Source organism: Ruegeria sp. AN6 (assembly GCF_056540425.1).
In genome coordinates this window covers 31,560-57,418 of the sequence record NZ_JBQFWR010000002.1, presented here as the reverse complement: position 1 = coordinate 57,418, position 25,859 = coordinate 31,560, and the positions used below count along the sequence as shown (strand labels likewise).

25 protein-coding genes are annotated in these 25,859 nt (G+C 56.4%); 8 read left to right on the top strand and 17 right to left on the bottom strand.

Annotation, left to right across the window (positions count from 1 at the left end):
* Positions 1-6: 6 nt before the first annotated feature.
* From ACR0MQ_RS04455 to ACR0MQ_RS04440, 4 genes are all read right to left on the bottom strand, one after another.
* Positions 7-882: a F0F1 ATP synthase subunit gamma gene (locus tag ACR0MQ_RS04455; RefSeq protein ID WP_170541380.1), complete on the bottom strand. Its 876-nt coding sequence runs from the start codon at positions 880-882 to the stop codon at positions 7-9.
* Between the two features lie 12 nt (positions 883-894).
* The gene (atpA, locus tag ACR0MQ_RS04450; RefSeq protein WP_010441761.1) at positions 895-2,433 is read right to left on the bottom strand and encodes a F0F1 ATP synthase subunit alpha; all 1,539 of its coding nucleotides are present in this window, start codon (positions 2,431-2,433) and stop codon (positions 895-897) included.
* Entirely contained in the window at positions 2,434-2,994 is a 561-nt protein-coding gene (locus ACR0MQ_RS04445) for a F0F1 ATP synthase subunit delta (protein ID WP_480606245.1), read from the bottom strand.
* A 302-nt stretch (positions 2,995-3,296) separates the two neighbouring features.
* Complete coding sequence (locus ACR0MQ_RS04440) at positions 3,297-4,031, bottom strand: class I SAM-dependent methyltransferase (protein ID WP_010441759.1); 735 nt, start codon at positions 4,029-4,031, stop codon at positions 3,297-3,299.
* A 61-nt stretch (positions 4,032-4,092) separates the two neighbouring features.
* Between ACR0MQ_RS04440 and gloB the strand changes: the two genes are divergently transcribed.
* The 3 genes from gloB (at position 4,093) to ACR0MQ_RS04425 (ending at position 8,053) form a co-directional block, all read left to right on the top strand.
* A complete protein-coding gene (gene gloB / locus ACR0MQ_RS04435; RefSeq protein WP_170772618.1) occupies positions 4,093-4,860 on the top strand; it encodes a hydroxyacylglutathione hydrolase in 768 nt (255 codons plus the stop codon).
* Between the two features lie 170 nt (positions 4,861-5,030).
* Positions 5,031-7,355, top strand: coding sequence for an ATP-dependent Clp protease ATP-binding subunit ClpA (gene clpA, locus ACR0MQ_RS04430; RefSeq protein WP_170772620.1), 2,325 nt, complete (start codon positions 5,031-5,033; stop codon positions 7,353-7,355).
* A gap of 89 nt (positions 7,356-7,444) precedes the next feature.
* A complete protein-coding gene (locus tag ACR0MQ_RS04425) occupies positions 7,445-8,053 on the top strand; it encodes a DJ-1/PfpI family protein (protein ID WP_170772621.1) in 609 nt (202 codons plus the stop codon).
* Between the two features lie 14 nt (positions 8,054-8,067).
* Here the strand turns inward: ACR0MQ_RS04425 and ACR0MQ_RS04420 are convergent, their stop codons facing one another.
* The 3 genes from ACR0MQ_RS04420 to ACR0MQ_RS04410 form a co-directional block, all read right to left on the bottom strand.
* Positions 8,068-9,747 carry a peptidoglycan -binding protein gene (locus tag ACR0MQ_RS04420; RefSeq protein ID WP_170473030.1) on the bottom strand — a complete coding sequence of 560 codons (1,680 nt, stop codon included), beginning with the start codon at positions 9,745-9,747 and terminating at the stop codon, positions 8,068-8,070.
* 3 nt (positions 9,748-9,750) lie between these two features.
* Complete coding sequence (locus ACR0MQ_RS04415; protein WP_170473032.1) at positions 9,751-10,929, bottom strand: biopolymer transporter ExbB; 1,179 nt, start codon at positions 10,927-10,929, stop codon at positions 9,751-9,753.
* 68 nt (positions 10,930-10,997) lie between these two features.
* Positions 10,998-11,528 (bottom strand): gamma-glutamylcyclotransferase, encoded by a 531-nt coding sequence (locus ACR0MQ_RS04410; protein ID WP_170772623.1) that lies wholly within the window; start codon positions 11,526-11,528, stop codon positions 10,998-11,000.
* Between the two features lie 67 nt (positions 11,529-11,595).
* Between ACR0MQ_RS04410 and ACR0MQ_RS04405 the strand changes: the two genes are divergently transcribed.
* Positions 11,596-12,597 carry a DUF2125 domain-containing protein gene (locus ACR0MQ_RS04405; RefSeq protein WP_170541397.1) on the top strand — a complete coding sequence of 334 codons (1,002 nt, stop codon included), beginning with the start codon at positions 11,596-11,598 and terminating at the stop codon, positions 12,595-12,597.
* Here the strand turns inward: ACR0MQ_RS04405 and ACR0MQ_RS04400 are convergent.
* The 7 genes from ACR0MQ_RS04400 to ACR0MQ_RS04370 form a co-directional block, all read right to left on the bottom strand.
* Positions 12,594-13,415, bottom strand: coding sequence for an extensin family protein (locus ACR0MQ_RS04400; protein WP_170772625.1), 822 nt, complete (start codon positions 13,413-13,415; stop codon positions 12,594-12,596). The genes ACR0MQ_RS04405 and ACR0MQ_RS04400 overlap by 4 nt on opposite strands.
* Entirely contained in the window at positions 13,412-14,332 is a 921-nt protein-coding gene (locus ACR0MQ_RS04395) for a prephenate/arogenate dehydrogenase family protein (protein ID WP_170772627.1), read from the bottom strand. The genes ACR0MQ_RS04400 and ACR0MQ_RS04395 overlap by 4 nt, the downstream gene beginning before the upstream one ends.
* On the bottom strand, positions 14,329-15,414 hold the full coding sequence (gene hisC / locus ACR0MQ_RS04390) for a histidinol-phosphate transaminase (RefSeq protein ID WP_170772629.1): 1,086 nt from the start codon (positions 15,412-15,414) through the stop codon (positions 14,329-14,331). The genes ACR0MQ_RS04395 and hisC overlap by 4 nt, the downstream gene beginning before the upstream one ends.
* A 296-nt stretch (positions 15,415-15,710) precedes the next feature.
* The gene (rpsD, locus tag ACR0MQ_RS04385; RefSeq protein WP_010441748.1) at positions 15,711-16,331 is read right to left on the bottom strand and encodes a 30S ribosomal protein S4; all 621 of its coding nucleotides are present in this window, start codon (positions 16,329-16,331) and stop codon (positions 15,711-15,713) included.
* Positions 16,332-16,543: 212 nt separating this feature from the next.
* Entirely contained in the window at positions 16,544-17,050 is a 507-nt protein-coding gene (locus tag ACR0MQ_RS04380) for a hypothetical protein (protein ID WP_170772631.1), read from the bottom strand.
* Positions 17,051-18,314: 1,264 nt separating this feature from the next.
* Positions 18,315-18,764: a hypothetical protein gene (locus ACR0MQ_RS04375; protein WP_170772633.1), complete on the bottom strand. Its 450-nt coding sequence runs from the start codon at positions 18,762-18,764 to the stop codon at positions 18,315-18,317.
* Between the two features lie 130 nt (positions 18,765-18,894).
* Positions 18,895-19,215 (bottom strand): hypothetical protein, encoded by a 321-nt coding sequence (locus ACR0MQ_RS04370; RefSeq protein WP_058277004.1) that lies wholly within the window; start codon positions 19,213-19,215, stop codon positions 18,895-18,897.
* Between the two features lie 433 nt (positions 19,216-19,648).
* Between ACR0MQ_RS04370 and ACR0MQ_RS04365 the strand changes: the two genes are divergently transcribed.
* Positions 19,649-19,984 (top strand): hypothetical protein, encoded by a 336-nt coding sequence (locus tag ACR0MQ_RS04365; protein WP_480606233.1) that lies wholly within the window; start codon positions 19,649-19,651, stop codon positions 19,982-19,984.
* A gap of 9 nt (positions 19,985-19,993) precedes the next feature.
* Positions 19,994-20,524, top strand: a complete 531-nt coding sequence (locus ACR0MQ_RS04360) for a hypothetical protein (RefSeq protein WP_480606230.1) — start codon at positions 19,994-19,996, stop codon at positions 20,522-20,524.
* Positions 20,525-20,581: 57 nt separating this feature from the next.
* Here the strand turns inward: ACR0MQ_RS04360 and lepA are convergent, their stop codons facing one another.
* Together lepA and ACR0MQ_RS04350 are read right to left on the bottom strand one after the other, a co-directional pair.
* Positions 20,582-22,381: a translation elongation factor 4 gene (gene lepA, locus ACR0MQ_RS04355; protein WP_170424201.1), complete on the bottom strand. Its 1,800-nt coding sequence runs from the start codon at positions 22,379-22,381 to the stop codon at positions 20,582-20,584.
* Between the two features lie 87 nt (positions 22,382-22,468).
* Positions 22,469-23,023, bottom strand: a complete 555-nt coding sequence (locus tag ACR0MQ_RS04350) for an RNA ligase family protein (protein ID WP_480606226.1) — start codon at positions 23,021-23,023, stop codon at positions 22,469-22,471.
* Positions 23,024-23,267: 244 nt separating this feature from the next.
* On the opposite strand from ACR0MQ_RS04350, the gene ACR0MQ_RS04345 reads away from it, so the two are divergent.
* Positions 23,268-23,576 (top strand): hypothetical protein, encoded by a 309-nt coding sequence (locus tag ACR0MQ_RS04345; protein ID WP_170473067.1) that lies wholly within the window; start codon positions 23,268-23,270, stop codon positions 23,574-23,576.
* A gap of 66 nt (positions 23,577-23,642) precedes the next feature.
* Entirely contained in the window at positions 23,643-24,584 is a 942-nt protein-coding gene (locus tag ACR0MQ_RS04340; protein WP_170772641.1) for a LysR family transcriptional regulator, read from the top strand.
* Here the strand turns inward: ACR0MQ_RS04340 and ACR0MQ_RS04335 are convergent, their stop codons facing one another.
* Complete coding sequence (locus ACR0MQ_RS04335) at positions 24,585-25,859, bottom strand: aminotransferase class III-fold pyridoxal phosphate-dependent enzyme (protein WP_170772644.1); 1,275 nt, start codon at positions 25,857-25,859, stop codon at positions 24,585-24,587.

The window sequence follows — 25,859 nt, the reverse complement described above, 5'->3', positions numbered from 1 at the left end:
ATGTCTCTACAGCGCTTCGGCGCCGGAAATAATTTCAATCAGCTCGTTGGTGATCACGGCCTGACGCGAGCGGTTGAACTGGATCGTCAGCTTGTCGATCATTTCACCCGCGTTGCGTGTCGCGTTGTCCATCGCGGACATCCGTGCACCCTGTTCAGACGCTCCGTTTTCGAGCAGAGCTGAGAAGATCGCGGTCGCGACCCCCTTGGGCAGCAGGTCGGCCAGAATGGCCTCTTCGCTGGGCTCGTAATCGAACACGGCACCGCTGTCGTCATCCTCGGTTTCCTCGAACGAGGCGGGGATGACCTGCTGTGCCGTCGGGATCTGGGTCACAACGTTGACGAACTTCGAGTAGAAGATCGTAGCAACGTCGAACTCACCCCCGTCGAAACGTGACAGGACGTCCTTGGCAATGTCTTGCGCGTTGTTGTAGCCAATGCGCTTGACCTCACTCAGGTCGATATGCCCAACGAACAGATCGCCAAAATCACGCTTGAGCGCATCGCGGCCTTTCTTGCCGACGGTCAAAACCTTGACCGTCTTGCCTTTGCCGCGCAGCTCGTCCGCTTTTGCGCGGGCAAGCTTGGCGATGTTCGCGTTGAAGCCGCCACACAGGCCGCGTTCAGCTGTCATCACAACCAGCAGATGGACATCATCGCTGCCCGTACCACGGAGCAACTTGGGAGCGCTGTCGCTGCCCCCGACCGACGCCGCCAGCCCCGCCATCACGGCATTGAACCGTTCGGCATAAGGGCGCGAGGCTTCGGCAGATTCCTGGGCGCGGCGCAGTTTTGCAGCCGCGACCATCTGCATGGCCTTGGTGATCTTGCGGGTCGATTTGACCGACTCGATCCTGTTTTTAAGGTCCTTCAGACTAGGCATCGGAACCCCCTATCAAGCGAAGGTCGCGGCGTATTCGTCGATCGCTGCCTTGAGTTTGTCTGCTGCGTCACCTTTGATCTTCGGATCTTCGTCGGTGATCCACTTCAGCAGGTCAGCGTGCTTGCCGCGCAGATGCGCCAGCAGGCCAGCCTCATAGCGGCCAACGTCAGATACGTCGATCTTGTCGAGGTAGCCGTTGGTACCTGCGAAGATGACGCAGACGATTTCGGCGTTGGTCAGCGGCGAGTACTGCGGCTGTTTCATCAGCTCGGTCAGACGCGCACCACGGTTCAGCAGCTGCTGAGTTGCGGCGTCGAGGTCCGAACCGAACTGCGCAAACGCAGCCATTTCGCGGTACTGAGCCAGTTCCAGCTTAACCGGACCAGCAACCGATTTCATCGCATCGGTTTGAGCCGAGGAGCCCACACGCGAAACCGACAGACCGGTGTTCACAGCAGGACGGATACCTTGGTAGAACAGTTCGGTTTCCAGGAAGATCTGACCGTCGGTGATCGAGATCACGTTGGTCGGAATAAACGCCGAAACGTCACCACCCTGCGTTTCGATAACCGGCAGTGCCGTCAGCGAGCCTGCACCGAAGTCTTCGTTCAGCTTCGCCGAACGCTCCAGCAGACGCGAGTGGAGATAGAAAACGTCGCCAGGATAGGCTTCACGACCGGGCGGACGACGCAGCAGCAGCGACATCTGACGATAAGACACAGCCTGTTTCGACAGATCATCATAGATGATCAGCGCGTGGCGGCCGTTGTCACGGAAGTATTCAGCCATCGCAGTCGCGGCGTAAGGCGCGAGGAACTGCATCGGTGCCGGATCGGACGCGGTTGCGGCCACAACGATCGAGTATTCAATCGCGCCGGACTCTTCCAGTTTCTTCACCAGCTGCGCAACGGTCGAACGCTTCTGACCAACCGCAACGTAGACGCAGTACAGTTTCTTCGACTCGTCGTCGCCTGCTGCGTCGTTATAGACTTTCTGGTTCAGAATGGTGTCCAGAGCCACAGCAGTTTTACCGGTCTGACGGTCACCAATGATCAGCTCCCGCTGACCACGGCCGATCGGGATCATCGCGTCAACCGATTTCAGGCCGGTTGCCATCGGCTCGTGCACCGATTTACGCGGGATGATGCCGGGGGCTTTAACGTCTGCAACGCCACGCTTGGAGGCATTGATCGGGCCTTTGCCGTCCAGCGGGTTGCCCAGACCGTCCACAACGCGGCCCAGCAGTTCATCACCGATCGGAACGTCCACGATCGAGTTGGTGCGCTTAACAGTGTCACCTTCTTTGATGTCACGGTCAGAACCGAAGATAACGACACCAACGTTGTCGCTTTCCAGGTTCAGAGCCATGCCCATGATGCCACCGGGGAATTCTACCATCTCACCGGCTTGCACATTGTCCAGGCCGTATACACGGGCAATCCCGTCACCGACGCTCAGCACGCGGCCGATCTCGGCCACTTCGGCTTCCTGACCAAAATTCTTGATCTGGTCCTTCAGGATTGCAGAAATCTCTGCAGCTTGGATTCCCATTTATCCGACCTCTTTCATTGCATTCTGTAGGGAGTTGAGCTTCGAACGGATCGAGCTATCGATCATTTTCGAGCCCACTTTAACGACAAGACCGCCGATGAGGTTTTCATCCACGGTCGCATTGATTGTTACGGTCTTGCCCACACGCTCGGACAGCGTCTTGGACAGTTTATCCATTTGAGTCTTGGTCAGTGCCTTGGCCGATGCGACATCAGCAGTCACTTCGCCGCGCTCATCCGCCAGCATGTCGCGCAGAACCTGTACCAGTTGCGGTACAACAAACAGGCGGCGTTTCTGCGCCATCAGACCCAGCGTATTGCGCAGGATGGCATGCAGGCCCATCTTGTCGGCAACTGCGGTGATTGCGCTTTCCTGTTCGGCGCGCGAAACCAGAGGCGATGCAATCAGGTCGCGCAATTCGGCGCTGTCGCCCAATGCTGCTGCCAGATCGTTGATTCCGGTTTCCAGACCTGCGAGGTCATTATTCTCTTTCGCGATCTCGAAGATCGCGGTGGCATAGCGCTCGGCAATGCCTGTGGAAATCGAAGCTGGTTCGGACACGTCCACCCTTCCGATATTTGAGGCCCCGATTTAGAGTAGCGGCCGCTACCTTGGGGCGTGAGGAAACCCCGTCCATTTAGGGCGGGGATCAAAATCACCGGGGATGTAGCAGAGGTGTTCCAACCAAGCAATACGCTACAGCGGTAACAGATTTATCCACAAATCCATATTTTTCATACACTTAAGCGAAGTGCGACCCTTTGGACCGATTGCGGCAGTTGAAAAATGTTACGAATATGCAGGTTTTTGCGATTCCTGTGACCTTTTTCCCGCATTTTTTCCATTCGAAATGCCCCGGATTGTCACGCAGGTTTCAACAAACCATCCAGCGCTTTGATCGGACGTTTCGCGGCGTCTTTGGTGACGTTTCCACTGGGTGGCCGGATAAGTTTGGTCGCCTCAACCATCAGTACCCCTCCGGCCATGACGGTTGGAATCCGCTGCCCAGTTTTTTCGATCAGGCTACCTGATTTCAGCCAAAACCGACGAAACGAGGGCGGAAGATATAGCGCCGAGCAATGGCTTTCGGGTACAAAATGATGCGCGCGCAGTTGGTTCTCAAGCTGCGTAGTCGAATAGGGCTGCCCAAAGCCAAACGGCGTCCGGTCTGAACGTGACCAAAGTCCGGCCCGGTTCGGTACGACAAATAGTGCCCGCCCACCGGGTCCCAACACGCGCCAGCATTCTTCCAGCAACTGGCTGGGCCGGTTAGAATTTTCCAAACCATGCATCACCACCAGTTTATCAACGTGACCAGTTTCGATTGGCCACATCGTCTCTTCGGTCAGAACCGAGACATTGGGCATTCCCGCTGGCCATGGCATTACGCCCTGCGGCCCCGGCATCAAGCCGATCACACGACGTGCATCTTTGAGGTAGGGCCGCAACAAAGGTACAGCAAAACCAAAGCCTACCACAGTTTGCCCTTTGGCTTCGGGCCAAAGATCCACCAGTCGCCCACGGATGGCCGCTTGGGCCGCGCGACCCAGGGTGCTGCGATAGTAGAAATTCCTCAGATCCTGCACATCAAGATGCATTGCGGACACCCGGTCAATCGGCTTAGCTGGGCGCAGTCTAGCAACGAAAGGGCAAAAGGCCATGCCTCTTGAGATCGTAACCGTCCCCTGCCTGAGCGATAATTATGCCTTTCTCACCCACGATCCCGTCAGTGGCGAGACCGCATTGGTTGACGCGCCAGAATCCGCTCCGATTCTGGCGGAACTTGAGGCGCGAAGCTGGCAATTAAGCCACGTGTTGCTGACTCACCACCATTGGGACCATGTCGATGGGTTGAGTGGCATACTGGAAAAACAACCTGCGCGAGTGATCGGTGCAATGGCGGATGACCACCGGCTGCCAAAACTCGACCAGGCAGTTGTTGAAGGTGACACATTCTATATAGGCAGCGAACCGGTCGAAGTTCTGGATGTCCCGGGTCATACCGTCGGGCACATTGCATTCTACATGCCGGAATCCGGCGCCGTCTTTACGGCGGACAGCCTGATGGCTTTGGGATGCGGTCGGTTGTTCGAGGGCACGCCCGCACAAATGTGGGCCTCTCTCAGCAAGCTGGCGGCCCTGCCAGATGAAACAATCGTGTGCTCGGGCCACGAATATACGCAGTCAAACGCCAAATTCGCCCTGACAATCGATCCTGACAACCCTGCCCTGTTGGATCGCGTGGCCGATACCAACCGCGCCCGCGCTGCCGGAGAACCCACGGTGCCCTCAGTTTTGGGGCAGGAAAAGGCGACAAATCCGTTTCTGCGCGCTGCGGATCCGGTGATTCAGGCCCATCTGGGTATGAAAAATTCTGACCCAGCGTCAGTTTTTGCCGAAATACGTGCCCGAAAAGACCGCTTTTAGTGCCTTTCAAGCCCCTATCACGGCCACGGTCACAACAAATGTGACTGTCAAGTGAAAGAAAACCCTTGAAGCCGGGCCACGATCAACCAAACTCTAATAGTATGAGGACATGGTTGGGATGGGGATCCGGCCTAAGGCCCCCTTCCGGCCCAATACAGAGGAGCACCCGCGTGCCTTCATTCTCGAGCACACTTGAACAAGCCATCCACGCGGCCCTTGCGGCGGCGAATGAACGGCGACACGAATTTGCAACGCTAGAGCATTTGCTGCTTGCGCTGCTGGAAGAACCCGACGCGATACGCGTTATGAAAGCATGCAGCGTTGATCTGGATGAGTTGCGCAGCACGCTGGTTGAATTCATCGACGAGGATCTTTCGAATCTCGTCACCGACATAGACGGGTCCGAGGCCGTGCCAACGGCTGCGTTCCAACGTGTCATCCAGCGTGCAGCGATCCATGTTCAAAGCTCTGGCCGCACCGAAGTTACCGGGGCGAATGTTCTGGTCGCAATTTTCGCCGAACGCGAGAGCAACGCGGCCTATTTCCTGCAAGAACAGGACATGACCCGCTATGACGCGGTGAACTTTATCGCCCACGGTGTCGCGAAGGACCCGGCCTATGGTGAAAACCGGCCGGTGACAGGTGCGGATGAAGCCGAAGAAGAAGCGCAGACCACCTCTGGCGAGGCCGATCAAAAGGAAAGCGCGCTTGGCAAGTATTGCATCGATTTGAACGCAAAATCGCGCGCGGGAGATGTTGATCCGCTGATCGGACGCTCGGACGAGGTTGAACGCTGCATCCAGGTGCTGTGTCGCCGCCGCAAAAACAATCCCCTGTTGGTTGGGGACCCCGGTGTAGGCAAAACTGCCATCGCGGAAGGCTTGGCGCACAAGATCGTGGCTGGAGAAGCTCCCGACGTTCTGGCGGAAACCACTATCTATTCGCTCGACATGGGGGCCTTGCTCGCAGGGACCCGCTATCGTGGTGACTTCGAAGAGCGGCTGAAAGCGGTTGTGACCGAGTTGGAAGAACACCCAGATGCGGTTCTCTTCATCGACGAAATTCACACCGTAATCGGCGCCGGAGCGACTTCGGGTGGGGCCATGGATGCATCGAACCTGCTGAAGCCGGCGCTGCAGGGTGGCAAACTGCGCACCATGGGCTCAACCACTTACAAGGAGTTCCGTCAGCATTTCGAAAAAGACCGTGCGCTTAGCCGCCGTTTCCAGAAGATTGACGTAAACGAGCCTTCGGTCGAAGACAGCGTGAAGATTCTACGTGGTCTGAAACCGTATTTTGAAGAGCATCACTCGATCAAATACACTGCTGACGCAATCAAGACGGCTGTCGAACTGTCGGCGCGCTACATCAATGACCGCAAACTGCCCGACAAGGCCATCGACGTGATCGATGAGGCCGGAGCGGCACAGCATCTGCTGGCCGAAAGCAAACGGCGCAAGACCATCGGCGTCAAAGAGATCGAGGCGGTGGTTGCAAAGATTGCGCGTATCCCCCCCAAGAACGTTACCAAGGACGACGCGGAGGTTCTGAAAGATCTCGAAACCTCGCTGAAACGCGTGGTGTTTGGTCAGGATGAAGCCATCGAAGCGCTGTCCAGCGCCATCAAACTGGCCCGTGCCGGTTTGCGGGAACCAGAGAAACCCATCGGTAACTATCTGTTTGCCGGTCCGACCGGTGTGGGTAAAACCGAGGTGGCGAAACAACTGGCGGATACGCTGGGTGTGGAACTGCTGCGCTTTGACATGTCGGAATACATGGAGAAGCACGCGGTCAGCCGCCTAATTGGTGCCCCTCCGGGTTATGTCGGGTTTGATCAGGGCGGTCTGTTGACCGATGGCGTCGATCAGCATCCGCATTGTGTGCTGTTGCTTGATGAAATCGAAAAGGCGCATCCGGACGTGTTCAACATTCTGTTGCAGGTGATGGATCATGGCGAGTTGACCGATCACAACGGTCGTACGGTGAACTTCCGCAACGTCGTGCTGATCATGACCTCGAATGCAGGGGCTCAGGAACAAGCCAAGGCCGCCATCGGCTTTGCCCGCGACCGTCGCGAAGGCGAGGACACTGCAGCGATCGAACGCATGTTCACGCCGGAATTCCGCAACCGCCTAGACGCCGTGATCTCATTTGCGCCGCTGCCGAAAGAGGTCATCTTGCAAGTCGTCGAAAAGTTCGTCCTGCAGCTTGAAGCTCAATTGATGGATCGTGGCGTGACCATCGATCTGACCCCCCGTGCCGCCGAATGGCTGGCCGACAAGGGCTATGATGACAAGATGGGTGCACGTCCGCTGGGACGTGTCATTCAGGAGCACATTAAGAAGCCTCTGGCCGAGGAGCTGCTGTTCGGTAAATTGGCCAAAGGTGGCGTGGTCCGTGTTTCGGTCAAAAAAGGCGAATTGAGCCTTGAAATCCTGGGGCCCGATCAGCCACGTATACCTGGTGACAAACCCCCGCTGCTGACAGCAGACTGACCTTAATCTTGAAACCTGCTTGAACGCCTGCCAACTTCATTTGGCAGGCGTTTTTCATTTGCATAAGTCGGCTGAGAACAGGTGCAGAATTGCGTAGAATCGGTGCGTTGATATTTCCCGGGTTTGAATTGCTGGATGTCTTTGGTCCGATGGAGATGTTCGGTCTTCTGGAGGACGATTTCCAATTGGAACTTGTCGCTGAAACCCCAGGGCCAATTCAAAGCAACCAAAGGCTGAAAGCGATCGCCGAACACTCGATCAGCGACGATACTCACTATGATATCCTCTTCGTCCCCGGTGGTGCCGGAACGCGCCGCGAGGTCGGGAATCACCGCCTGCTGGACTGGATCTCGACCAGCGCCGAGAAGGTGGAGTTTACCCTGAGTGTTTGCACCGGCAGCGCTCTTCTTGCCAAAGCTGGTGTTTTGGACAATCGACGCGCCACCACGAATAAGGCTGCGTATTCGTGGGTCCGCACGCAGGGGCCAAATGTCAACTGGGTGCCTCAGGCGCGATGGGTCGAAGATGGCCCCTTCCTGACGTCATCCGGAGTTTCTGCCGGTATGGACATGACGCTGGGCGCTATCGCCTTGATGCACGGAGAAGACAGAGCGGAAGAAGTTGCCAAGTGGTGCGAGTATTCGTGGCACAGGGACAAGAGCCACGATCCCTTTGCCCGAATTCACGGGTTGGTCTGATACTCGTTTGCTGCTTACCGCTCGGTCAGTTTCAACTCGATCCGACGATTCTGCGCACGGGCCTCGGGGGTGTCCGCTGGGTTAACGGGCTGGAATTCCCCGAACCCGTTTGCTGCAAGCCGATCCGGAGGAATACCCAGCGCATCAACCATATAGCGCACCACAGACAAAGCGCGCCCCTGGCTGAGTTCCCAATTGTCGCGATACCGTCCAGTGCTCACAAGCGGTACATTGTCGGTATGCCCATCGACCCGGATTACCCAATTCAATCCATCAGGGATTTCTGCGGCGACACTACGCAGAATATTGGCGACCTTGGCGACCTCTTGGCGGCCTTCGACGGACAACTCTGCCGAGCCTGTGGCAAAAAGAACCTCGGACGAGAATACGAATCTGTCACCCTCGATCCGAACACCTTCCTGATCGCCCAGCACATCCCGCAATCGCCCGAAGAACTCCGAGCGGTAACGTTGCAGATCTTCCGCCTGTGCTGTCAGCTCCTGGTTTTGACCGGCGAGTTCCTCGGCTTCGGCCTCAAGACGGATACGCTCGGCCTCTTCCAGCAACCTTCGGCGGCGCTCTTCCGAGGCCGCACGCGCGAGGGCCGCATTCAAATCCTGTCCCAGCGTTTGAATCTGAATTTCGGCTGCCGCATTTCGATCTTCATAATCATCCAAAAGCGCCTGCAATGATCCAAGCTGGCTGCGCAATGCCGACATCTGCTGATTTAACAGGGCGGTCTGCCGCTGCGCCTCTGCCGATATCTCTTTCTCTGACGCAAGCGTATCTTGTGCCAAAGCCAAGAGCGCAGCACGCTCGTCTGCGAGTGACTTTTGTTCGTCGACCTGAGCCTGAGCTTGCGTTTGTGCCTCTAGCGCAGCCTGAAGCTGAGCTCTTAACTCTTCGGCATTGATTTCGCCAAATTTCTGCTCCAACTCTGCCTGCGCGGCCCGCGCTGCGGCCAGCAAGGTCAGTGTTTCTTCGGCTTCCTTGCGTTGTGCTTCTAATGCGAGTGTCATCGCCGTCAACTCGGCATCTGCATCCTGCAAACGATTGCGCAAGGTTTCCGCCGCAGCCGCCTCGGCCAGACGCGCGGCTTCTTCTTCGGTCAGTTGTTGCTCAAGCTCAGTGATTTGAAGGGCTTGAGCATCTTTGTTGGTTTCAAGGTCGGCAATCAAGGCCTCAAGCGCTTCGCGCCGTGCAGCGGCCAGACGCGCGGCTTCGGCTTGCGCGTCGATTTCCTGCCGACTTTGGGCAAGCGCCAGATTGAGGGCCTCTTGTTCAGTCAGCAGTTCATCACGCTGAGTTTCCAGCGCCGTAATATCTCCCTGTGCCCGTTCCTGATCAGCAAGCAATGCGGCGACCTGCGCCTCGAAGTCGGTGATGCGTCCTTGTGCTTGCGCCAAATCATCTTCGACCCGGTTCAGGGTCGTGTTCAGCGTCCCCAACCGAGCTTGAAGGCGGCTGTTTTCCCGCTCTTCCAGCCCCAACGCCCCAGCCAGTGCTGCGATTTCGTCGGACAGCGCGGTCAGTTCATCCTCTTGGCCTGAAATGGTCTCGCGCAACACAAACTGGACTACCATGAAGATGGTCAACACAAAGGTCAAAACCATCAGCAAGCCGGTCATTGCGTCCACGAAACCGGGCCAGACCGAGCCCGAGAACCGTTGACCTGTGCGGCGAGACAGCGCCATCCGTTACTCTCCTTCCGGAGAGCTACGCACCGCGCCGCGTGGAAGAGTGAGTGCTTTGACCAGTAGCTCGAAGTCCTTGCGCAGCTCGTTCATGCTGTCCTGACGACCGGCGGAAATCTCTTCGAGAATACGCAGTAGCTGTACATCCATCGATCGCAGGCGCATCCGGCTTTCGGCATCGATCCCCTCACCCGCGCCGTGTTCGCGCATATGATCCAGCAGTGCATCTTGCCCCAGCGCCACACGTTCCAATGCCGCCGTAACGCCTTCGGTCTGGGCTTGCCGTTGGTTCATTTCCCCGATCACATCAACCAATTGACCCAGTTTGGTTGAGACATTGATCCGGTCAACTTCTTGCGCCGAGAACATATCCTGCAGGGCATCCATCTGCTCGGACATCGCATCAAGAACCGGTGTCAGTACGGCCAGTTCGGCGCCCCCTTCATCACCCGCCGCAAATCCGACGCGGGTAATTGATGACAGCCATTCCTCCAACTCACGGTAAAAGCGGTTCTGGCCATGACCTGCAAATAATTCCAGCAAGCCGACGATCAGTGATCCAGCCAAGCCCAGTAGAGACGAGCCAAAGGCAACACCCATTCCCTGCAGCTGTGATTCCAGTCCCGTCATCAGACGATTGAAGACGGCCAAGCCCTCCTCGCCTTCCTGAGGGTTCAGGCTGCGGATTGTGTCGACGATGGCCGGAACCGTTGTAGCCAGTCCAAAGAAAGTACCCAAAAGACCAAGGTAGATCAGCACGTTGGTGATATAACGCGTGATCTCACGCTCCTCCTCCACCCGTTCGGCGACGGAATCGAGGATTGACCGGGTTGAGCTGGAACTTATCTGAGACCGCGCACCCCGTTCACGTAGAAGCGACGCCAGTGGAGCCAACAATTGCGGCGGGCGCACATCGTCCCGCTCGACCCCACCGATGAAAGCTTCGATCCAGCGAACCGAGCCGATCAACTGCGTAACTTGCAGAAAACAGGCGGCAACACCGATGACAAAGACGAGCAGGATGAATCCGTTAAGATACAAATTGGCTTGAACGACGGGCAACACATAGGGCAGCGCCATGAACACGCCTAGCCCCGACAGCCCGATTGCAATCAGCATCATCAAGATTTGACGGATCGGTTGTGAGAAATGCGGTCTCACGCCCTGATGTGCCTGCGCCATGCGCGTGGCTCCTGGTATTGTCTGCTCTGGGCTGAACCTAACGAAGTTCGTCCCGCGACGCCAAGAGTTTATGCACTGATTGTCCGCACCCGTTGCGACAACCACTCAAGGTCCGGGTCGTGCAGCCCTATATCGGTCAGGTGCGACGCGGTATTATAGAGATACTCGGTATTCGGTCCGCGCCCGCCAACCGCATGGGCGATGATCTGGGCCTGCTCTTCCAATGGCAGGCCACCGCAATACTGAACATGATGCGCGTCGATTACGTAAGTCACTGCGTTCACGATCGTCCCGCAGTCCAGATGCACATCAAGCATTCGTTCAAGATATGCTGACGAGATCAGCTCGCGCTCGCGCAGCTCCGCCAAGGTGCGATCTTCATGTCCTGCTTCGACGGCCAGAGCCAATCCAGTGCAGAGCGCGTCGGGCTGCTCGTCTAGCGCCAGAACCAGGCCGGGGTCCTCTTCGGTGCCGCGATGGTGGATCGAACGCATACAAAACGACCGCGCATATCCATGCAAAGTGGCACGTTCACTGCGGGCTACCGAGAAACCCGGGTTCCACAGCAGCGATCCATATCCGAATACCCACATCGTCATTGCACTGGTCCTTGCCTGTTTGGCCCTATAAACATCAAATCCGAGGCAGGAAAAAGGGCCATTCATCATGCGTCGTCTGATACGCGTTTTTGTATTTATCGCCCTTGCGTGGAGCGCGTATTGGTTTGTGGCCGGTTACGGGCTGCGCAACGCACTGACCGGTTGGTTTGACAGGCAGCAGGAACTGGGCTGGCAGGCTGACTTCTCAGACGTGACAACAGCCGGCTATCCGTTTCAACACATCACGCGCCTAGATAACCCAGCTTTGGCCGATCCTGTTAACGGAACGGCATGGAGCGCGGATTGGATCGAGTTCCAAAGCCCAGCAATCTGGCCTGGTCGTCAGATGCTGCGCTTTGCCAGCACACCACAGCGCCTGTCCTATTTCGACCAGACCACAACCGTTCAGGCTGAGGAGCTACAAGCCGAACTGCACCTCCAACCTGGCGTCGCACTGGTACTCGAGAAAATGGCGCTGACTTCTGAACGCTGGTTGCTGACCACCGAAGGTGATCCGCAGGCTGGTGGTCAAACGCTGGGTCTTGTGATGGAACAATCCGGAGCACCCGAAAGCTATGGGATTACGGCAAATGTCGACGGATTTACACCCGGTGATGATCTGAGGCGTCTGATGCGTTCAGCCTCGACCCTACCGCAATCGTTCGAAACACTTGAGCTGGATATGTTTGTCACTTTCGACAAACCTTGGGATCGCTCGGCGCTTGAGCAGCGTCGCCCTCAACCCGTCGAGATCGACTTGCGTTTGGCAGAGGTGAAATGGGGAGAGTTGCGCCTGTTCGCCACCGGAGAATTGGATGTAGACGAACAAGGCATCCCAACCGGTGAAATCGCGATGAAGGCGGAAAACTGGCGCGATATGATCGCGATGGCAAATGCTGCAGGCGCACTTCCTGATCAGGCAGTTGATGCGGTGACCCGCGCTTTGGGGTTCATGGCCGGTTTGGGCGGCAATCCGAATGCGCTGGATTTACAACTGAATTTCCGTGACGGATTTGTCGCCTTGGGGCCTTTGCCACTGGGCCCTGCACCCCGGCTGGTTCTCCGTTAACGGCAATAAGTACCGCTTCGATACCGCGCGGTATCAAGGTGGAAATGATCCCGATGATAGCGATCCGAGTTTGGCCCAAGTACCGTGCCAAACGGCCCACAAGCGCCGCGCCAGACCTTGGTTAGTTGCCTCTTGGACGGATTCTTGCGCCAGCCATCCAGCACTGTCACCACCTCACCATCCGCCATCTTGAATCCCGATATGTCGATGGCGCGCCCCTTGCCGTGTTCGGATATTCGCGCCCCTTTGCGGTTGTTCCGCGTTCGACAAGCGTAGTGCGCGGCGACCTGCAGTTCGACCACCGGACCACGTCGTTTGAACGTGGGTATAACGGCTTTGTCGACCCATTTGTTCAGTGCCTGCGCTGTTCCGCAATCCATCGTTGAAGGGCGGCTTAATTTGACCCCTGAAACCGACGTGATCTGAACCGCGTCTTTGATCCCACAGGCTTTGATCTTGCCATTAACGCGCCCGACCGCCTTGCCCTGTATGTCGATGTCACCGCACACCGAGGTTTTGCGCAGCTTGCGTTTCTTGAAGAGAACTTGCTGTTCCAATTGTTCTGGTCGAACAAATGGCCGGATCGAATTCTCTGGCCCCAAAAATGGGAGATCAACGGGTCGGGCCGCCGCGGCTGTTACCTGAGGTGAAGCAGGCCTTAGGATGGGGCGGATGTTGGAAGTGACAACGGTTTTAACCACCTCGGAGTTCCCTGGGCGTGTCAGCGGCACAAGAGAGGCTTCAGGCGCAGCGGAATGTGAAGTCGTTGCCGTCAATACGACGAAACTTATCAATAAGCCGCTGCTCAAGCCTCTCATGTCGATGTCTTTCCCCGCCCAAAATCTGGTGCATCCGTGTCCTGCCCAGCATCGATAATGCCTCGGCGGATCGCCCGAGTGCGCGTAAAGTAGTCGAACAATTGCTCTCCGTCACCTGTGCGGATAGCCCGTTGAAGTGCAAAGAGTTCTTCGGTGAAACGCCCCAGAATCTCCAGCGTCGCGTCCTTGTTGGTCAGAAAAACATCACGCCACATGGTCGGATCCGAGGCTGCGATTCGCGTAAAGTCGCGGAAACCGGCGGCCGAGTATTTGATGACTTCGGTGTCTGTAACCCGCCGAAGATCATCTGCGACACCTACCATCGTGTAGGCGATCAGGTGCGGAGCATGCGAGGTAACGGCAAGAACCAAATCATGGTGATCAGCGTCCATCTCATCGACATTCGAACCCATGCCTTCCCAGAAAGCGCGCAGTTGCGCGATTGCGCCTATATCCGAACCTTCCACTGGCACCAGCAGACACCAGCGGTTGTCAAACAGCTCGGCGAAACCAGCTTCGGGGCCGGAATGTTCGGTTCCGGCTAGAGGGTGGGCAGGAATAAAATGGACTCCATCGGGGATGTGCGGCGAGACAGCCTTGATCACATGACGCTTGACCGACCCGACATCCGAAACTGTTGCACCCGGCTTCAGAACTGGTGCGATATCTCCTGCCACGGCTCCCATCGCCCCAACAGGAACACAAAGGACCACCAGGTCAGCATCTTCGACTGCCTCTTGCGCGGTATCGCATACCCGGTCGCAAAGCCCGATACGACGCGCAGTCTCACGTGTCGCCTCAGATCGGGCATAACCCGTCACTTCGCCTGCAAGCCCGGCGCGTTTGATCGCCCAGAACATGGAGGAAGCGATCAGGCCCAGCCCAATCAGCGCCACACGGTCGTATATCTGGGTCATGCAGCGCCCCCTTTGAACGCGGTAATGGCTGCAACCACGCGGCGGCAGGCGTTTTCGTCACCTACGGTAATCCGCAGAGCGTTTGGCAGGTTGTAGCCCGCAACCCGCCGAACGATCAAACCCTGAGTTTTCAGGAAATCGTCACAAGCTTCAGCCTCGTTCCGATCAGCAAAGCGGGCGAGTACGAAATTGGTGCAGGAGGCATCTGAAGCCACTCCAGCCTTGGCCAGTTCTTCGGACAACCAAATGCGAAGGCGCGCATTCTCCGACTGGCAGAACCGCAAATATTCTTCGTCACCTACAGCGGCTTCTGCGGCTGCCAGCGCGGTCAAAGACAGATTGAAGGGCTGCCGGACGCGGTTCAGCACGTCGATTATCTCTTTCGCTGCATAGCCCCAGCCAACGCGCATGCCCCCAAGACCGTACACCTTGGAGAATGTTCGGGTCATGATGACGTTGCTAAACTTGTCAACCAGCCAGGCCCCACCATCGAAGCCGTCGACAAATTCTGCATAGGCGCCATCCAGCACCATTAGGCAATCGGTGGGCAACCCCTGCGCCAACCGTTCCAACTCTGCGTCAGAAACCATTGTTGAAGTCGGGTTCCCTGGGTTGGTTACAAAGACAATCCGCGTCCGGCCTGTGACCGCAGCGAGGATGTTATCCACGTCCACTCGACGATCCCGCTCGGAAACCATGACCGGGGTCGCCCCAGCCATGCGCGCGATGATTGGGTACATGGAAAACCCATGCTCGGTATAAATCACCTCATCGCCCGGCCCGGCATAGGCCTGCGCCACGAATTGCAGCACCTCGTCACTACCGACGCCGCAAATAATACGGTCCGGGTTCAACCCATGCTTTTCAGCAATCGAGTTGCGCAGGCTGGCGTGATCGGTGCTGGGATAACGATGCAGCGAAGCTGCGCTATCGCGCACGGCCTCGATTGCCTTGGGGCTTGGTCCGAAAGGGTTTTCATTGGAACTCAGCTTGATGACTTCAGCCACGCCCTCAACATGTGACTGCCCGCCCTGATACAGTGCGATGTCCATAATGCCGGGTTGTGGGGTGATCTGGTTCATGAGGGGCTCCAATAACGTGGCCCCTCTTACCCTTCTCATCGCATTGAGAAAAGCGGCAATTCCTTCAGAGCACCTCGAAGCAGGTCATCGCCGGTTCAGCAGAATGAAATGCCCGGATATCCTCGGCTCAGCCCTTGCGCTATCGCAACGCTCACCGATGGGTTCCTCCTCGGATCCGCCTCTTCATCTGGCTCAAAGTATCTCGGGGGAGTCGCAAAGCGACGGGGGCAGAGCCCCCAAAATCAAAAAAGACCGCGCTTAAAGCGCGGCCCTTAAACTCAGCAGATCGGCGAAGATTAGTTCTTCGCGTAGAATTCGACGACCAGGTTCGGTTCCATCATAACCGGGTAAGGCACATCACTCAGGCCAGGTGCGCGCACAAACGTTGCAGTCATTTTCGAGTGATCCGCATCGATGTAGTCTGGGACATCACGCTCTGCCAGAGCAGCCGCTTCCAGAACAACAGCCAGTTGCTTGGACTTGTCGCGCACTTCGATCACGTCACCTTCCTTGACACGGTAGCTGGGGATGTTGACCCGCTTGCCGTTCACTTTGACGTGGCCGTGGTTCACGAATTGACGCGCGGCAAACACGGTTGCAACAAACTTGGCACGGTAGACAACAGCGTCCAGACGACGTTCCAGCAGACCGATCAGGTTTTCACCGGTGTCACCGTTCACACGAACAGCTTCGGCGTAGATGCGGCGGAACTGCTTCTCGGTCAGGTCGCCATAATAGCCTTTCAGCTTCTGCTTGGCACGCAGCTGCAGACCAAAGTCCGACAGTTTGCCCTTGCGGCGCTGACCGTGCTGGCCGGGGCCGTATTCACGACGGTTGACTGGGGATTTCGGACGACCCCAGATGTTTTCGCCCATCCGGCGGTCGATTTTGTACTTGGCAGACGTGCGTTTGGTCACGGCTGATCTCCTTCGTTTGGTCGAGGCCACATTGGCCACTATGAAGGGCGTTGTCCTCTTGAGGTTTCCCCCATGACAGGTATCCCCTTGCGGGGGCCACCAACACCAATGAAGCCGCGCTTATATCTGCAGTTTTACCAGAGTCAACATGCCGAACCGAACAGTCGGGCCGTTTTCCGTATTATTCATACAATTTTCAGCGGTGCGGCCTGCTATTCAGCGGCAACACCCACGATTTTTGGCATATCTGCGGGAATTGCGATCACCCCAGCCCCAGAACCGGGGAAGGCAATCACCTTACTGTCATCGATAAATCCAATATCGGCGGGCTCCACATTCTCAGCCGCCTCACTGACCCAAAACTCTTGATCCGCTTCGGGGCATCCGTCCTTGAAAATCAACATCAGAGAAGAACCACCGACAATTTGCACAAGCTCGGCAGTGAATTTCTGCGCTCCATTTGTCAGCTCGACGAGCGAGCCCTGAGCTACAGCAAGCGGGTCAAAAGCAACATCCGCTCGTGCCGCCAGCGCTGATACAACATTTGAGTATGCATCGTTCTGAACATAAACATCAGCATCTGCCGACAATTCGATCCTGCGGCCCCGCCAAGACCAAGCTGCACCGACAACCATATGGGCAAGAGGCGCCGCCTCAAGCCCGTCAATCTCTGTCTGCGACCAAGATATCGCTACCTGACCGTTAAACCCGGTTCCCATATACCCGCCCGTACATTTACTCGCCTAACTTTTTATGTTGCATGTGTATCAGTGAAAAAATGGGCGGAAAAGAGACCGAAATGCAGCATTCACAAAAATGTTGCCAAAGAACAAAGTCACTTTGAGACTTAACCCGTTTCGCCGCCAGGCTACATGAATGCAGCCCTGCAAATATCAAATAACTCGAGTGCCGCAGTCGGCCGATCTTGTGATAGAAATTCCCGATGAGTGCGTTGAAGTAATTGGCAAGAGTATCCGATCTTAAGACCTCTGCGAAAGCACTATCAATGAATGGTCATTGCTGTGAAATCGCCCATAGTGCGTAGAAGTAGCGTAGACGAGATCTAATTTCGGAAAGCAAGAGCGACAGGTCTTACTGGAACATTCCTTTGACGAAAGCATGCATTTTGCCCAGCGACGACCAGCTGAGGTACATCGTTGGCTATAAGGTCAAAGGTTTTCACCGGTATACACGCACAGGTTGGTTTAAACGTTCAATTTGATACCATATTTTTCAGAAAGAACTCTTGGCTTCACGAATAATCCATTTCAAGGGAATTTCTGTTGATGATCAGTCGCATTTTAGTCGTCGGAGCACTAACCGTTGCTGGCGCAGGACGTGCCAGAAATGAAGAGGCCCTTGGGCTAACCCGGGTTCAATGGCACAATCGAACTGAATGTCAGGGATTCTGAATCCGATTGGGCTCGGGTCGCGCCAAAGGCTTCCGCGGAAGGTGCCCCGAATATCCTCTTTGTGCTATACGATGATACCGAACTGAGTGCCTGGTCCACTTATTGCCCGTCCAAAGATCTGGCTGATCAGGCAATCCAGATGTTGCGGGATCAGAACTCAACCAACCTGTACATGGCAGCAGCCTTGAGAATCCGATGGGCTGGCAATGAGCCCTATCCACGAAACGATCCAGTGGAGTGGGACAGCTACCCAGATACCCTGCAGTGGGTAATTTCACTTCCTATCAAGCGGTACTCTCAAGGCCGGACGGCAGGTACCTCACCGCGCGCGACGCCGCGCTGAAGGTCCGCGAGATCCAGATGACCCGTGCCGAGGAACGCCGCATTCTCGAACGCGGGGGTCTGAACCCTGTCGCGGGCGGCGAGATTGCCGCCCGGCCCGTCTCCTCCCTGTGGAGACGATTGTTGATGAGAAGCGCTCCGACCTGAACGGGAAACCTATTATCCATGCCGCAGTCACAAATCTCAGCGGCGTTAACCCCCTTTAACATCCAATCGAGCCGGAAACGCTTCAGTTCACCTGACGTTCCAGAACGGTGCTGTAGGTCGTTCCGTTCCGCAGGCTACGGAAATCGGCAAAGATCTTGCCGTCCTCGTACCGCGCATCGATCAACGCATTCGCGCCAATCACCAGTGGTGAAGTTTCAACGATGCCGATCGAGCCGGACCCATCGAGGCTGATGGTCCCGGTGGCTTCGTATTCGTTCCATTCAGTGTCGCCCTCGCGGCGCCATTTGCTGGGGCCCCAGAAGACATTGTCTTCCTGCATCTGGACGTCGAGCATCCATTCGGCCTGATTAAAGCGGGGCTGATCGCCCTTGTAATAATGGCTGGGCTGCACGGTCGTATAAGACCCCAACCACGTGCCGCGCAGGTCCGGCGTGGTGTCGGCCAGTGCAGCGGTTCCGAGGGCGAGGCTGGTGGCCAGAGCGGCTGCTCCGGCAGTCAAATATCTGGTCATGGGGATCTCCTCCTGAATGCGACTCTTTAGAGTTCAAAAACGAACATCTTTGCTGTGGCATACAGATTGGGCGGAGGTGTGCCGGTTACAACTTACCTAAGGGAAACTTCATAAAGCGGTAATGTTTGCGTCAGGCCCAGGCCAGCGCGGTGCCGAGGATGACCAGACCGATACCTGCCGCCTCGCGATACGAGAAGTTCTCGCCGAACAGAAAGAACGAGGCGATGGCGATCAAAACAACCTCGGCCCCCAGAATGCCGGTATAGATGATGCCCAGACGTTCCTCGCGCAGCGCGGCAAGTTCGAGCGTTGCCCCGGCCAACAGGGTCGCGACGATTAGCAGGCCAAGACCCACGCCGGGGAGCTTCCACCAGAACTTCATCGCGATCATGGCCACGGAATAGAGACCCGCCGACCCGAGGGCGATAATGGGGATCATGGATGTGGACATCTGCGCCTCCTGCCGAGGGTTCCGTTGGGTCAAGTTTAGCAGGAGGGAGGGGTTGGGGCTGTGAGGTGGGTCACAGTGTGGGTGATGGGTTAAAAACCCATCCTACGTAGGGTGGGTTTTCAACCCACCAATCCATCCGTAGAGCGGGCTTTTAAAGCCGTTCGATCAACAGAACTGAGGGCAGCGCCGGCCCGAGGGGAGGCGCAAACGCGCCGCCCGTTTTGCCGGAGGCAAACCTTTGGTTTGACGGGGGCGGGTCGGCGCGGCCCGGCGGTGCCGCCGGGCGGGTCGGTTGGTCAAACGAAGACACCTAAGTTGTTGTTGGGAAAAAATAGGCAGGCTACGCATACTGATTGCGTACGTAGGTCCTGCTAAGTCTGCTCCGTTGACATGAGCATCACGCACACTTAGCTTTCACCGAATAATTGATCAAATGTTTAAGAATATAAAAATAACTAGAACCTATTGTGAGAAAGATGGCTGCCCGGAAAATGTGCTTGGCACCGGCGTTACGATTTTTGTTGCTTATATTGCATCTGCAGTTGCATTAGCTTCCCCATTGCTCAACTCCGCAGGCGCGAACTTAAAGACAACGTTAGATTTCACTGGAATCAACTTCTCGTTCTTTTCGTTGGTTATCATAGCTATTTGGGTTCTAAGCGGAATCGCAGGTTCTTACGAAAAACATACAAACGTGTTATTATGTATTATTAGTTCATTAGGCATTCCGGGGTTATTTCTAACGATACTCTCTTTCGCCCAGTTGTGAGGTCAGAAGATGGTTGGAAACCTTAAATATCACATATTTGGTATCATTGGCGGAATCTTGGTCTTTTCTGCCATACATCTACTGTTTGACTCTAAGAAAAATGATGCGAGCCAAGCAGAAGTTTCTAGGCCTGTAGTTTATTCTGCAGTGGATAAATCTAATCCGCTAGAGGTTGTCAGACTCTCCGCAACAAAGGCGCTAAGGAGCGCAACCGTTGCCAAACGGGCGTACTCTCTTGACGAAGTATGTGGTTTGAGTGAGCAAACTGATATTTTTCCCGCTGGCTTAGAACTCACCGTGCACAACGTAGATTCGCTTGGGACAGACGCATTCGTCCCATTGCCTGCTGATATGAACTCAACCGAATCTGGCACGAATTGGCCAAGTTTCAGGGAAGCCTGTATAGCAAATGCAGAAATTGGAGTGCCAATATTCGTGATGACGGACTCAGCCTCGGCATCGAGAATGTTGGAGCAAAATGGCGTAACGGCTTCCAGCTACGCCGTGGCAGTACCTTCAGAATGGCTCAATGGTTCTTGAGTGCTCAAGCTGTAAAGCTAAGCGACAACAACCTTAAACCTGTTGAAGTTGCGCGCCTTAACTGTCCATCTTCAACGCTGAAATAAACGCCTCCTGCGGGATATCCACCTTCCCGAACTGGCGCATCTTCTTTTTACCCGCCTTCTGCTTGTCCAGCAGTTTGCGTTTCCGCGTGGCGTCGCCTCCGTAACACTTCGCGGTCACGTCCTTGCGCAGGGCCGAGAGGGTCTCGCGGGCGATGACCTTGCCTCCGATGGCGGCCTGGATCGGGATTTTGAACATGTGGCGCGGGATCAGGTCCTTGAGCTTTTCGCACATCGCCCGGCCCCGCATCTCGGCCCGGTCGCGGTGAACCATGGTCGACAGCGCATCGACCGGTTCGTCATTCACCAGCACCGACATCTTGACCAGATTGTCTTCGGTATAGCCGGTCATCTGGTAGTCGAACGAGGCATAGCCCTTGGTCACCGATTTCAGGCGGTCGTAGAAGTCAAAGACGACCTCGTTCAGCGGCAGGTCATAGACGACCATGGCGCGGGTGCCGGCATAGGTCAGGTCCAGTTGGATGCCGCGGCGGTCCTGGCAGAGTTTCAGCACATCGCCGAGGTATTCATCCGGCACCAGAATGGTCGCCTTGATGCGCGGCTCTTCGATATGGTCGACCTTGGAGGGGTCGGGCATGTCGGCGGGGTTGTGCAGCTCGATCATCTCGCCGTCTTTCATGTAGACGTGATAGATCACCGAGGGCGCGGTGGTGATGAGCTCGATATCATATTCGCGTTCGATGCGGTCGCGGATGACCTCAAGGTGCAGAAGGCCCAGGAAGCCGCAACGGAAGCCAAAGCCCAGCGCTGCCGAGGTTTCCATTTCAAAGCTAAAGCTGGCGTCGTTCAGCGCCAGTTTGTCGATCGCATCGCGCAGGTCTTCGAATTCGGAACTGTCGACGGGGAAGAGGCCACAGAACACCACCGGCTGCGCGGGTTTGAATCCTGTCAGCGCCTCTTCGGTGCCGTTGCGGTCATTGGTGATGGTATCACCAACGCGGGTGTCGCGGACCTGTTTGATCGATGCGGTGAGAAAGCCGATCTCACCGGGGCCGAGGCTGTCGACCATCTCCATCTCTGGGCGGAAGACACCGACGCGGTCGACATGGTGCAGAGTGTTGTTCGACATGAACTTGACCCGCATGCCCTTTTTAAGCGTGCCGTCCATGATGCGGACCAGAACGATGACGCCCAGATAGGCGTCGTACCACGAATCCACCAGCATCGCCTTGAGCGGCGCATCCAGATTGCCCTGCGGTGCGGGCAGTTGCTGCACGATGGCCTCAAGCGTCTCGTGGATGCCCTGCCCTGTCTTGGCGCTGACCTGAATGGCGTCGGTCGCGTCGATGCCGATCACATCCTCGATCTGTTCGGCTACGCGGTCACAGTCGGAGGCGGGCAGATCGATCTTGTTCAGCACCGGAACGATCTCATGATCGGCGTCGATGGCTTGGTACACATTCGCCAGCGTCTGCGCCTCGACCCCTTGGGTGGAGTCCACAACCAGCAGAGAGCCTTCGACCGCGCGCATGGAGCGGCTGACCTCATAGGCAAAGTCCACGTGGCCGGGAGTGTCGATCAGGTTTAGCACGTATTGCTCGCCATTGTCGGCGGTATAGTCGATGCGAACCGTGTTGGCCTTGATGGTGATGCCACGCTCGCGCTCGATATCCATGCTGTCGAGCAGCTGTTCCTTCATGTCGCGATCCTTGACCGTTCCGGTCTCTTGGATGAGCCGGTCAGCGAGGGTGGATTTGCCATGGTCGATATGCGCGACGATGGAGAAATTGCGGATATGAGCGAGGTCTGTCATGGGTTGGGGATATGCGTCGGAAATGGGCCGCGGTCAAGGTGGGACGAGAGCCCGGCGAAACCCTTTGATTGCGAGGCCTATGACCGTTCAGAGCAACCTGTTTTTAACCAACTCCGCGTTCATCCAATGCGTCTCACTTTGCACATGGCCCTCGCGCACGTATTTCGCGAGATGAGTGGGCATGTCTTCTTCGTTAAACGCAGCTGTTGTACGGACGACAAAACCCTCCTGAGTATCCAGATTCAAGTCTGCGATCACATCCGCCACAACCTTAGCAGAGAACCGTCCGCGATAAAATTCGGGAACAGCGACGATCCCAAGTTCTTCAAAGCGTGACAACGTCGTGTCCCAAGACTGAACAACGCCTGCAATTATCCAGCCAAACCCCAGAAAATAAGTTGGCAACTCTGAATATGCGATTGAATGACGCGCAAACAGATACTCGCCGACAATGCGCTCATCCTCGGCAAGTTGAGGCGCAATGCCTGCTGCGAATGCCTTCATCCAATCGCGCGACGGATGATATCTAGCGTCGATGCTACGAGGATGACAGCCTTGACTATGGATTGTTGTATTCTCACCATCCATCTTTTCGGTGAAGACCACCTCATCAGCCGAAGCCAATTCATCAATGCTGGACATTATCTTATCATCGCTGGTAGCCCCGGGGGATTCCGGCAAGTGAAACGTGCGTCCGTATTTCTTAAGCATATTGGTCTCACGAAAGAGTTCTAAACAAAGTCGGGCCAGAAAACGCGACATCCCAGCCGCGTGCAATCACTTTTTCGAACCACCCGATTGATCCCGAATCCACTTTGATTCATACTCCGCCGCAGACCGAGAGGGGCATAAGACCCGTCCGGGCAGGCAAAAACGAGGCTCGAGTATGAAACAGTTCCTCCTAATCGCATTTTGTGCGGCATCGGTGACGGCGGTGGCCCACACAGTGGACGCGGCGCAGATCAAGCGGGCGTGTTTGGCATCAGACCGTGAGGCGGCGACGCGGGCGCGATGCACTTGCATTCAGCGCGTGGCGGATCAGGCGTTGACGCGTGGCGATCAGAAGACCGTGGCAAAGTGGTTCGAAGACCCCCATCAGGCGCAGGAGTTGAAGATGTCGCAGACCGCGCGCGATGATGCGCTGTGGGATCGGTATCAGAACTTTGGCCAGATGGCGCAGGCGATCTGCAGCTGAGCCAGAGGCAATCCTTGACCTGATGCACGCTGCGCCTCAAAAAAGGCGCAGCGAAAGGTATGTGCGATGGTGATGAAAGGGCTGACCCTGCGGGGCCTTGAGGTGTTCGAGGCGCTGGCACGGACCGGATCGGTGGCGCAGGCGGCCGAGATCACGGGGCTCAGCCAGCCGTCGGTGTCTCAGCAATTGCGCAATCTGGAAAAGGCCTTGGGCACCGATCTGGTCGATCACGGGCGGCGACCGATGCGGCTGACGCAGGCCGGGCGCAGTTTCCTGGCGCGCACTCAAGCGGTGCTGGGTGAGCTGCAAGTGGCGCAGAGCGAACTGGCGGTCATGGATCTGGGGCATCTGACCACTCTGTCCATCGGATTGATCGACGATTTCGACAATGATCTGACGCCCAGGCTGGCCACCCTGCTAGCCGATAGTCTGACTCGGTCGAAATTCAAGCTGATCACGCTGTCGAGCCTCGATCTGTTCGAAGCACTGGAGGCACAGCGGTTACACATGGCTGTCTCGGCCCATTCTGGTGAAGTATTGGAAGGTGTCATCGAATACCCTCTGGTCCAAGACCCCTTCATTTTGGTCGCGCCCAAGGGCGCAGAGCAGCCGATGCAAGATCTGCCCTTCCTGCGCTACGCCCGTGAACAGTTGATCAGCCGCCAGATCGAAGGTCATCTGGCCCGGCAGCAAATGGAGTTTGAAGAACGGTTCGAAATCGGCTCGCATCTGGCATTAATGGCGATGGTAGCGCGGGGCTTGGGCTGGGCAATCACCACACCGCTGGGCTATATGCGCGCCGCGCGGTTCCATGACGGGCTGGAGGCGCACCCTGCCCCGTTTGGCGAGTTCGCGCGCAGAATCTCACTGATTACTCGCTCCGACTGGTCGGATCAGGTGCCGCAGGAAGTGGCGGATATGATTAAGCGACTAATGCAGAGCCAGATTGTTGACCCTGCTTTGGCGCAGTTACCGTGGCTGGACGGGCAGCTGAAGGTGATAAGTTAATCAAGCATGAATGGATCGCACCGCTGCCTGAACTGCATTTTTTGTCAGCTCAAGGTCCATCTCGGAAATCGCCAGTGAAGGATAGAGTTTGCCGGGCGACTTGAAGATGCCGTGGTGTTGTAGCGTCGCATTATAGGCTTCGTTACGCTTTGGGTCGTCATGCTTGGCGGTCCGATAGTCTCTGCAAACACTGGCTGTAAAAAAGATGTCGAACAAGGTCTCATCACCACAGATTTGATGCGGAATATCAGCCTTGCTCAACTCCTCACTTTGCATGTCTTGCAGCTCTTTTCCGATGGCGCGCAGGCGGTCATAGCTGCCCTCGCGGCGTAGGATGTCCATCGTCTTAAGGCCGGCTGCGGCAGCGATCGGATTGCCTGACAGTGTGCCAAGCTGCATTAGCCATTTGTTCGCGCCGACAATAGATTTGTCGAAATGCTGCATGATCTCGGTATTGGCCCCAATGGCAGCCAGAGGAAAACCGCCGCCGATGATCTTGCCCAAGGTGCAGATGTCTGGAGTCACTCCATAGCGTTCCTGTGCGCCGCCATAGGCCAACCGGAATCCCGTGACGATTTCGTCAAAGATCAAGAGGACACTGTATTTGTCACACAGGTCGCGCAGCCCTTGCAAATAGCCGGGCAAGGCGGGAATTATCCGCTGCAGGGGCTCTACGATTATCGCGGCAACGTCCTTGTTTTCGGCCAGCAGCGCCTCGACCGCGGTCAGATCGTTAAACGGGGCGATCAGCATCTGATCAGCGACCCCTTGCGGGATGCCCGCGCTGTCGGGAATAGCTTGGGGGAAGTTGATGCGGACTTCGGGCGCAAGGCTCATCTGTGCTTCGGCGCTCATCCCGTGGTATCCGCCTTCGAACTTCAGGACCTTGTCGCGGCCGGTATAGGCGCGGGCAAGACGGATGGCGTACATGTCGGCCTCGCCACCTGAGGCCACAAACCGGACCTGTTCGCAGCACGGTACCGCCTCAACAATCGCCTCGGCCAGTTCGATGCCCTTGGCATTGTTAGCAAAGAAGGTCATGCCCTTGGGGAGCTGCTCAAGAACGGCCTCTATGACTTCGGGATGGCCATGCCCCAGAAGCATCGGGCCGGAGCCGATCAGATAGTCGACATATTCGTTCCCATCCTCGTCCCAGACACGGCTGCCTTCACCGCGCGCGATGACTATGCCGGGATCGAAATTGCCGAAGCCTCCGGCAGGCAACACGGTGCGGGCACGGGCGATCCAATCGGCTTGAGAGGTCAGTTTCTGCAT

Bases quoted from the DNA above. Each gene is read 5' to 3' on its own strand.
- ACR0MQ_RS04375 (WP_170772633.1), bottom strand. From the start codon at position 18,764: ATGACCAGATATTTGACTGCCGGAGCAGCCGCTCTGGCCACCAGCCTC.
- ACR0MQ_RS04410 (WP_170772623.1), bottom strand. From the start codon at position 11,528: ATGACGATGTGGGTATTCGGATATGGATCGCTGCTGTGGAACCCGGGT.
- ACR0MQ_RS04345 (WP_170473067.1), top strand. From the start codon at position 23,268: ATGAAACAGTTCCTCCTAATCGCATTTTGTGCGGCATCGGTGACGGCG.
- ACR0MQ_RS04400 (WP_170772625.1), bottom strand. From the start codon at position 13,415: ATGAGAGGCTTGAGCAGCGGCTTATTGATAAGTTTCGTCGTATTGACG.
- ACR0MQ_RS04420 (WP_170473030.1), bottom strand. From the start codon at position 9,747: ATGGCGCTGTCTCGCCGCACAGGTCAACGGTTCTCGGGCTCGGTCTGG.
- lepA (WP_170424201.1), bottom strand. From the start codon at position 22,381: ATGACAGACCTCGCTCATATCCGCAATTTCTCCATCGTCGCGCATATC.
- ACR0MQ_RS04360 (WP_480606230.1), top strand. From the start codon at position 19,994: ATGGTTGGAAACCTTAAATATCACATATTTGGTATCATTGGCGGAATC.
- ACR0MQ_RS04340 (WP_170772641.1), top strand. From the start codon at position 23,643: ATGGTGATGAAAGGGCTGACCCTGCGGGGCCTTGAGGTGTTCGAGGCG.
- ACR0MQ_RS04335 (WP_170772644.1), bottom strand. From the start codon at position 25,859: ATGCAGAAACTGACCTCTCAAGCCGATTGGATCGCCCGTGCCCGCACC.
- ACR0MQ_RS04350 (WP_480606226.1), bottom strand. From the start codon at position 23,023: ATGTCCAGCATTGATGAATTGGCTTCGGCTGATGAGGTGGTCTTCACC.
- ACR0MQ_RS04440 (WP_010441759.1), bottom strand. From the start codon at position 4,031: ATGCATCTTGATGTGCAGGATCTGAGGAATTTCTACTATCGCAGCACC.
- ACR0MQ_RS04370 (WP_058277004.1), bottom strand. From the start codon at position 19,215: ATGTCCACATCCATGATCCCCATTATCGCCCTCGGGTCGGCGGGTCTC.
- hisC (WP_170772629.1), bottom strand. From the start codon at position 15,414: ATGAACCAGATCACCCCACAACCCGGCATTATGGACATCGCACTGTAT.
- ACR0MQ_RS04405 (WP_170541397.1), top strand. From the start codon at position 11,596: ATGCGTCGTCTGATACGCGTTTTTGTATTTATCGCCCTTGCGTGGAGC.
- ACR0MQ_RS04395 (WP_170772627.1), bottom strand. From the start codon at position 14,332: ATGACCCAGATATACGACCGTGTGGCGCTGATTGGGCTGGGCCTGATC.
- ACR0MQ_RS04380 (WP_170772631.1), bottom strand. From the start codon at position 17,050: ATGGGAACCGGGTTTAACGGTCAGGTAGCGATATCTTGGTCGCAGACA.
- ACR0MQ_RS04365 (WP_480606233.1), top strand. From the start codon at position 19,649: ATGTTTAAGAATATAAAAATAACTAGAACCTATTGTGAGAAAGATGGC.
- ACR0MQ_RS04455 (WP_170541380.1), bottom strand. From the start codon at position 882: ATGCCTAGTCTGAAGGACCTTAAAAACAGGATCGAGTCGGTCAAATCG.
- gloB (WP_170772618.1), top strand. From the start codon at position 4,093: ATGCCTCTTGAGATCGTAACCGTCCCCTGCCTGAGCGATAATTATGCC.
- atpA (WP_010441761.1), bottom strand. From the start codon at position 2,433: ATGGGAATCCAAGCTGCAGAGATTTCTGCAATCCTGAAGGACCAGATC.
- ACR0MQ_RS04415 (WP_170473032.1), bottom strand. From the start codon at position 10,929: ATGGCGCAGGCACATCAGGGCGTGAGACCGCATTTCTCACAACCGATC.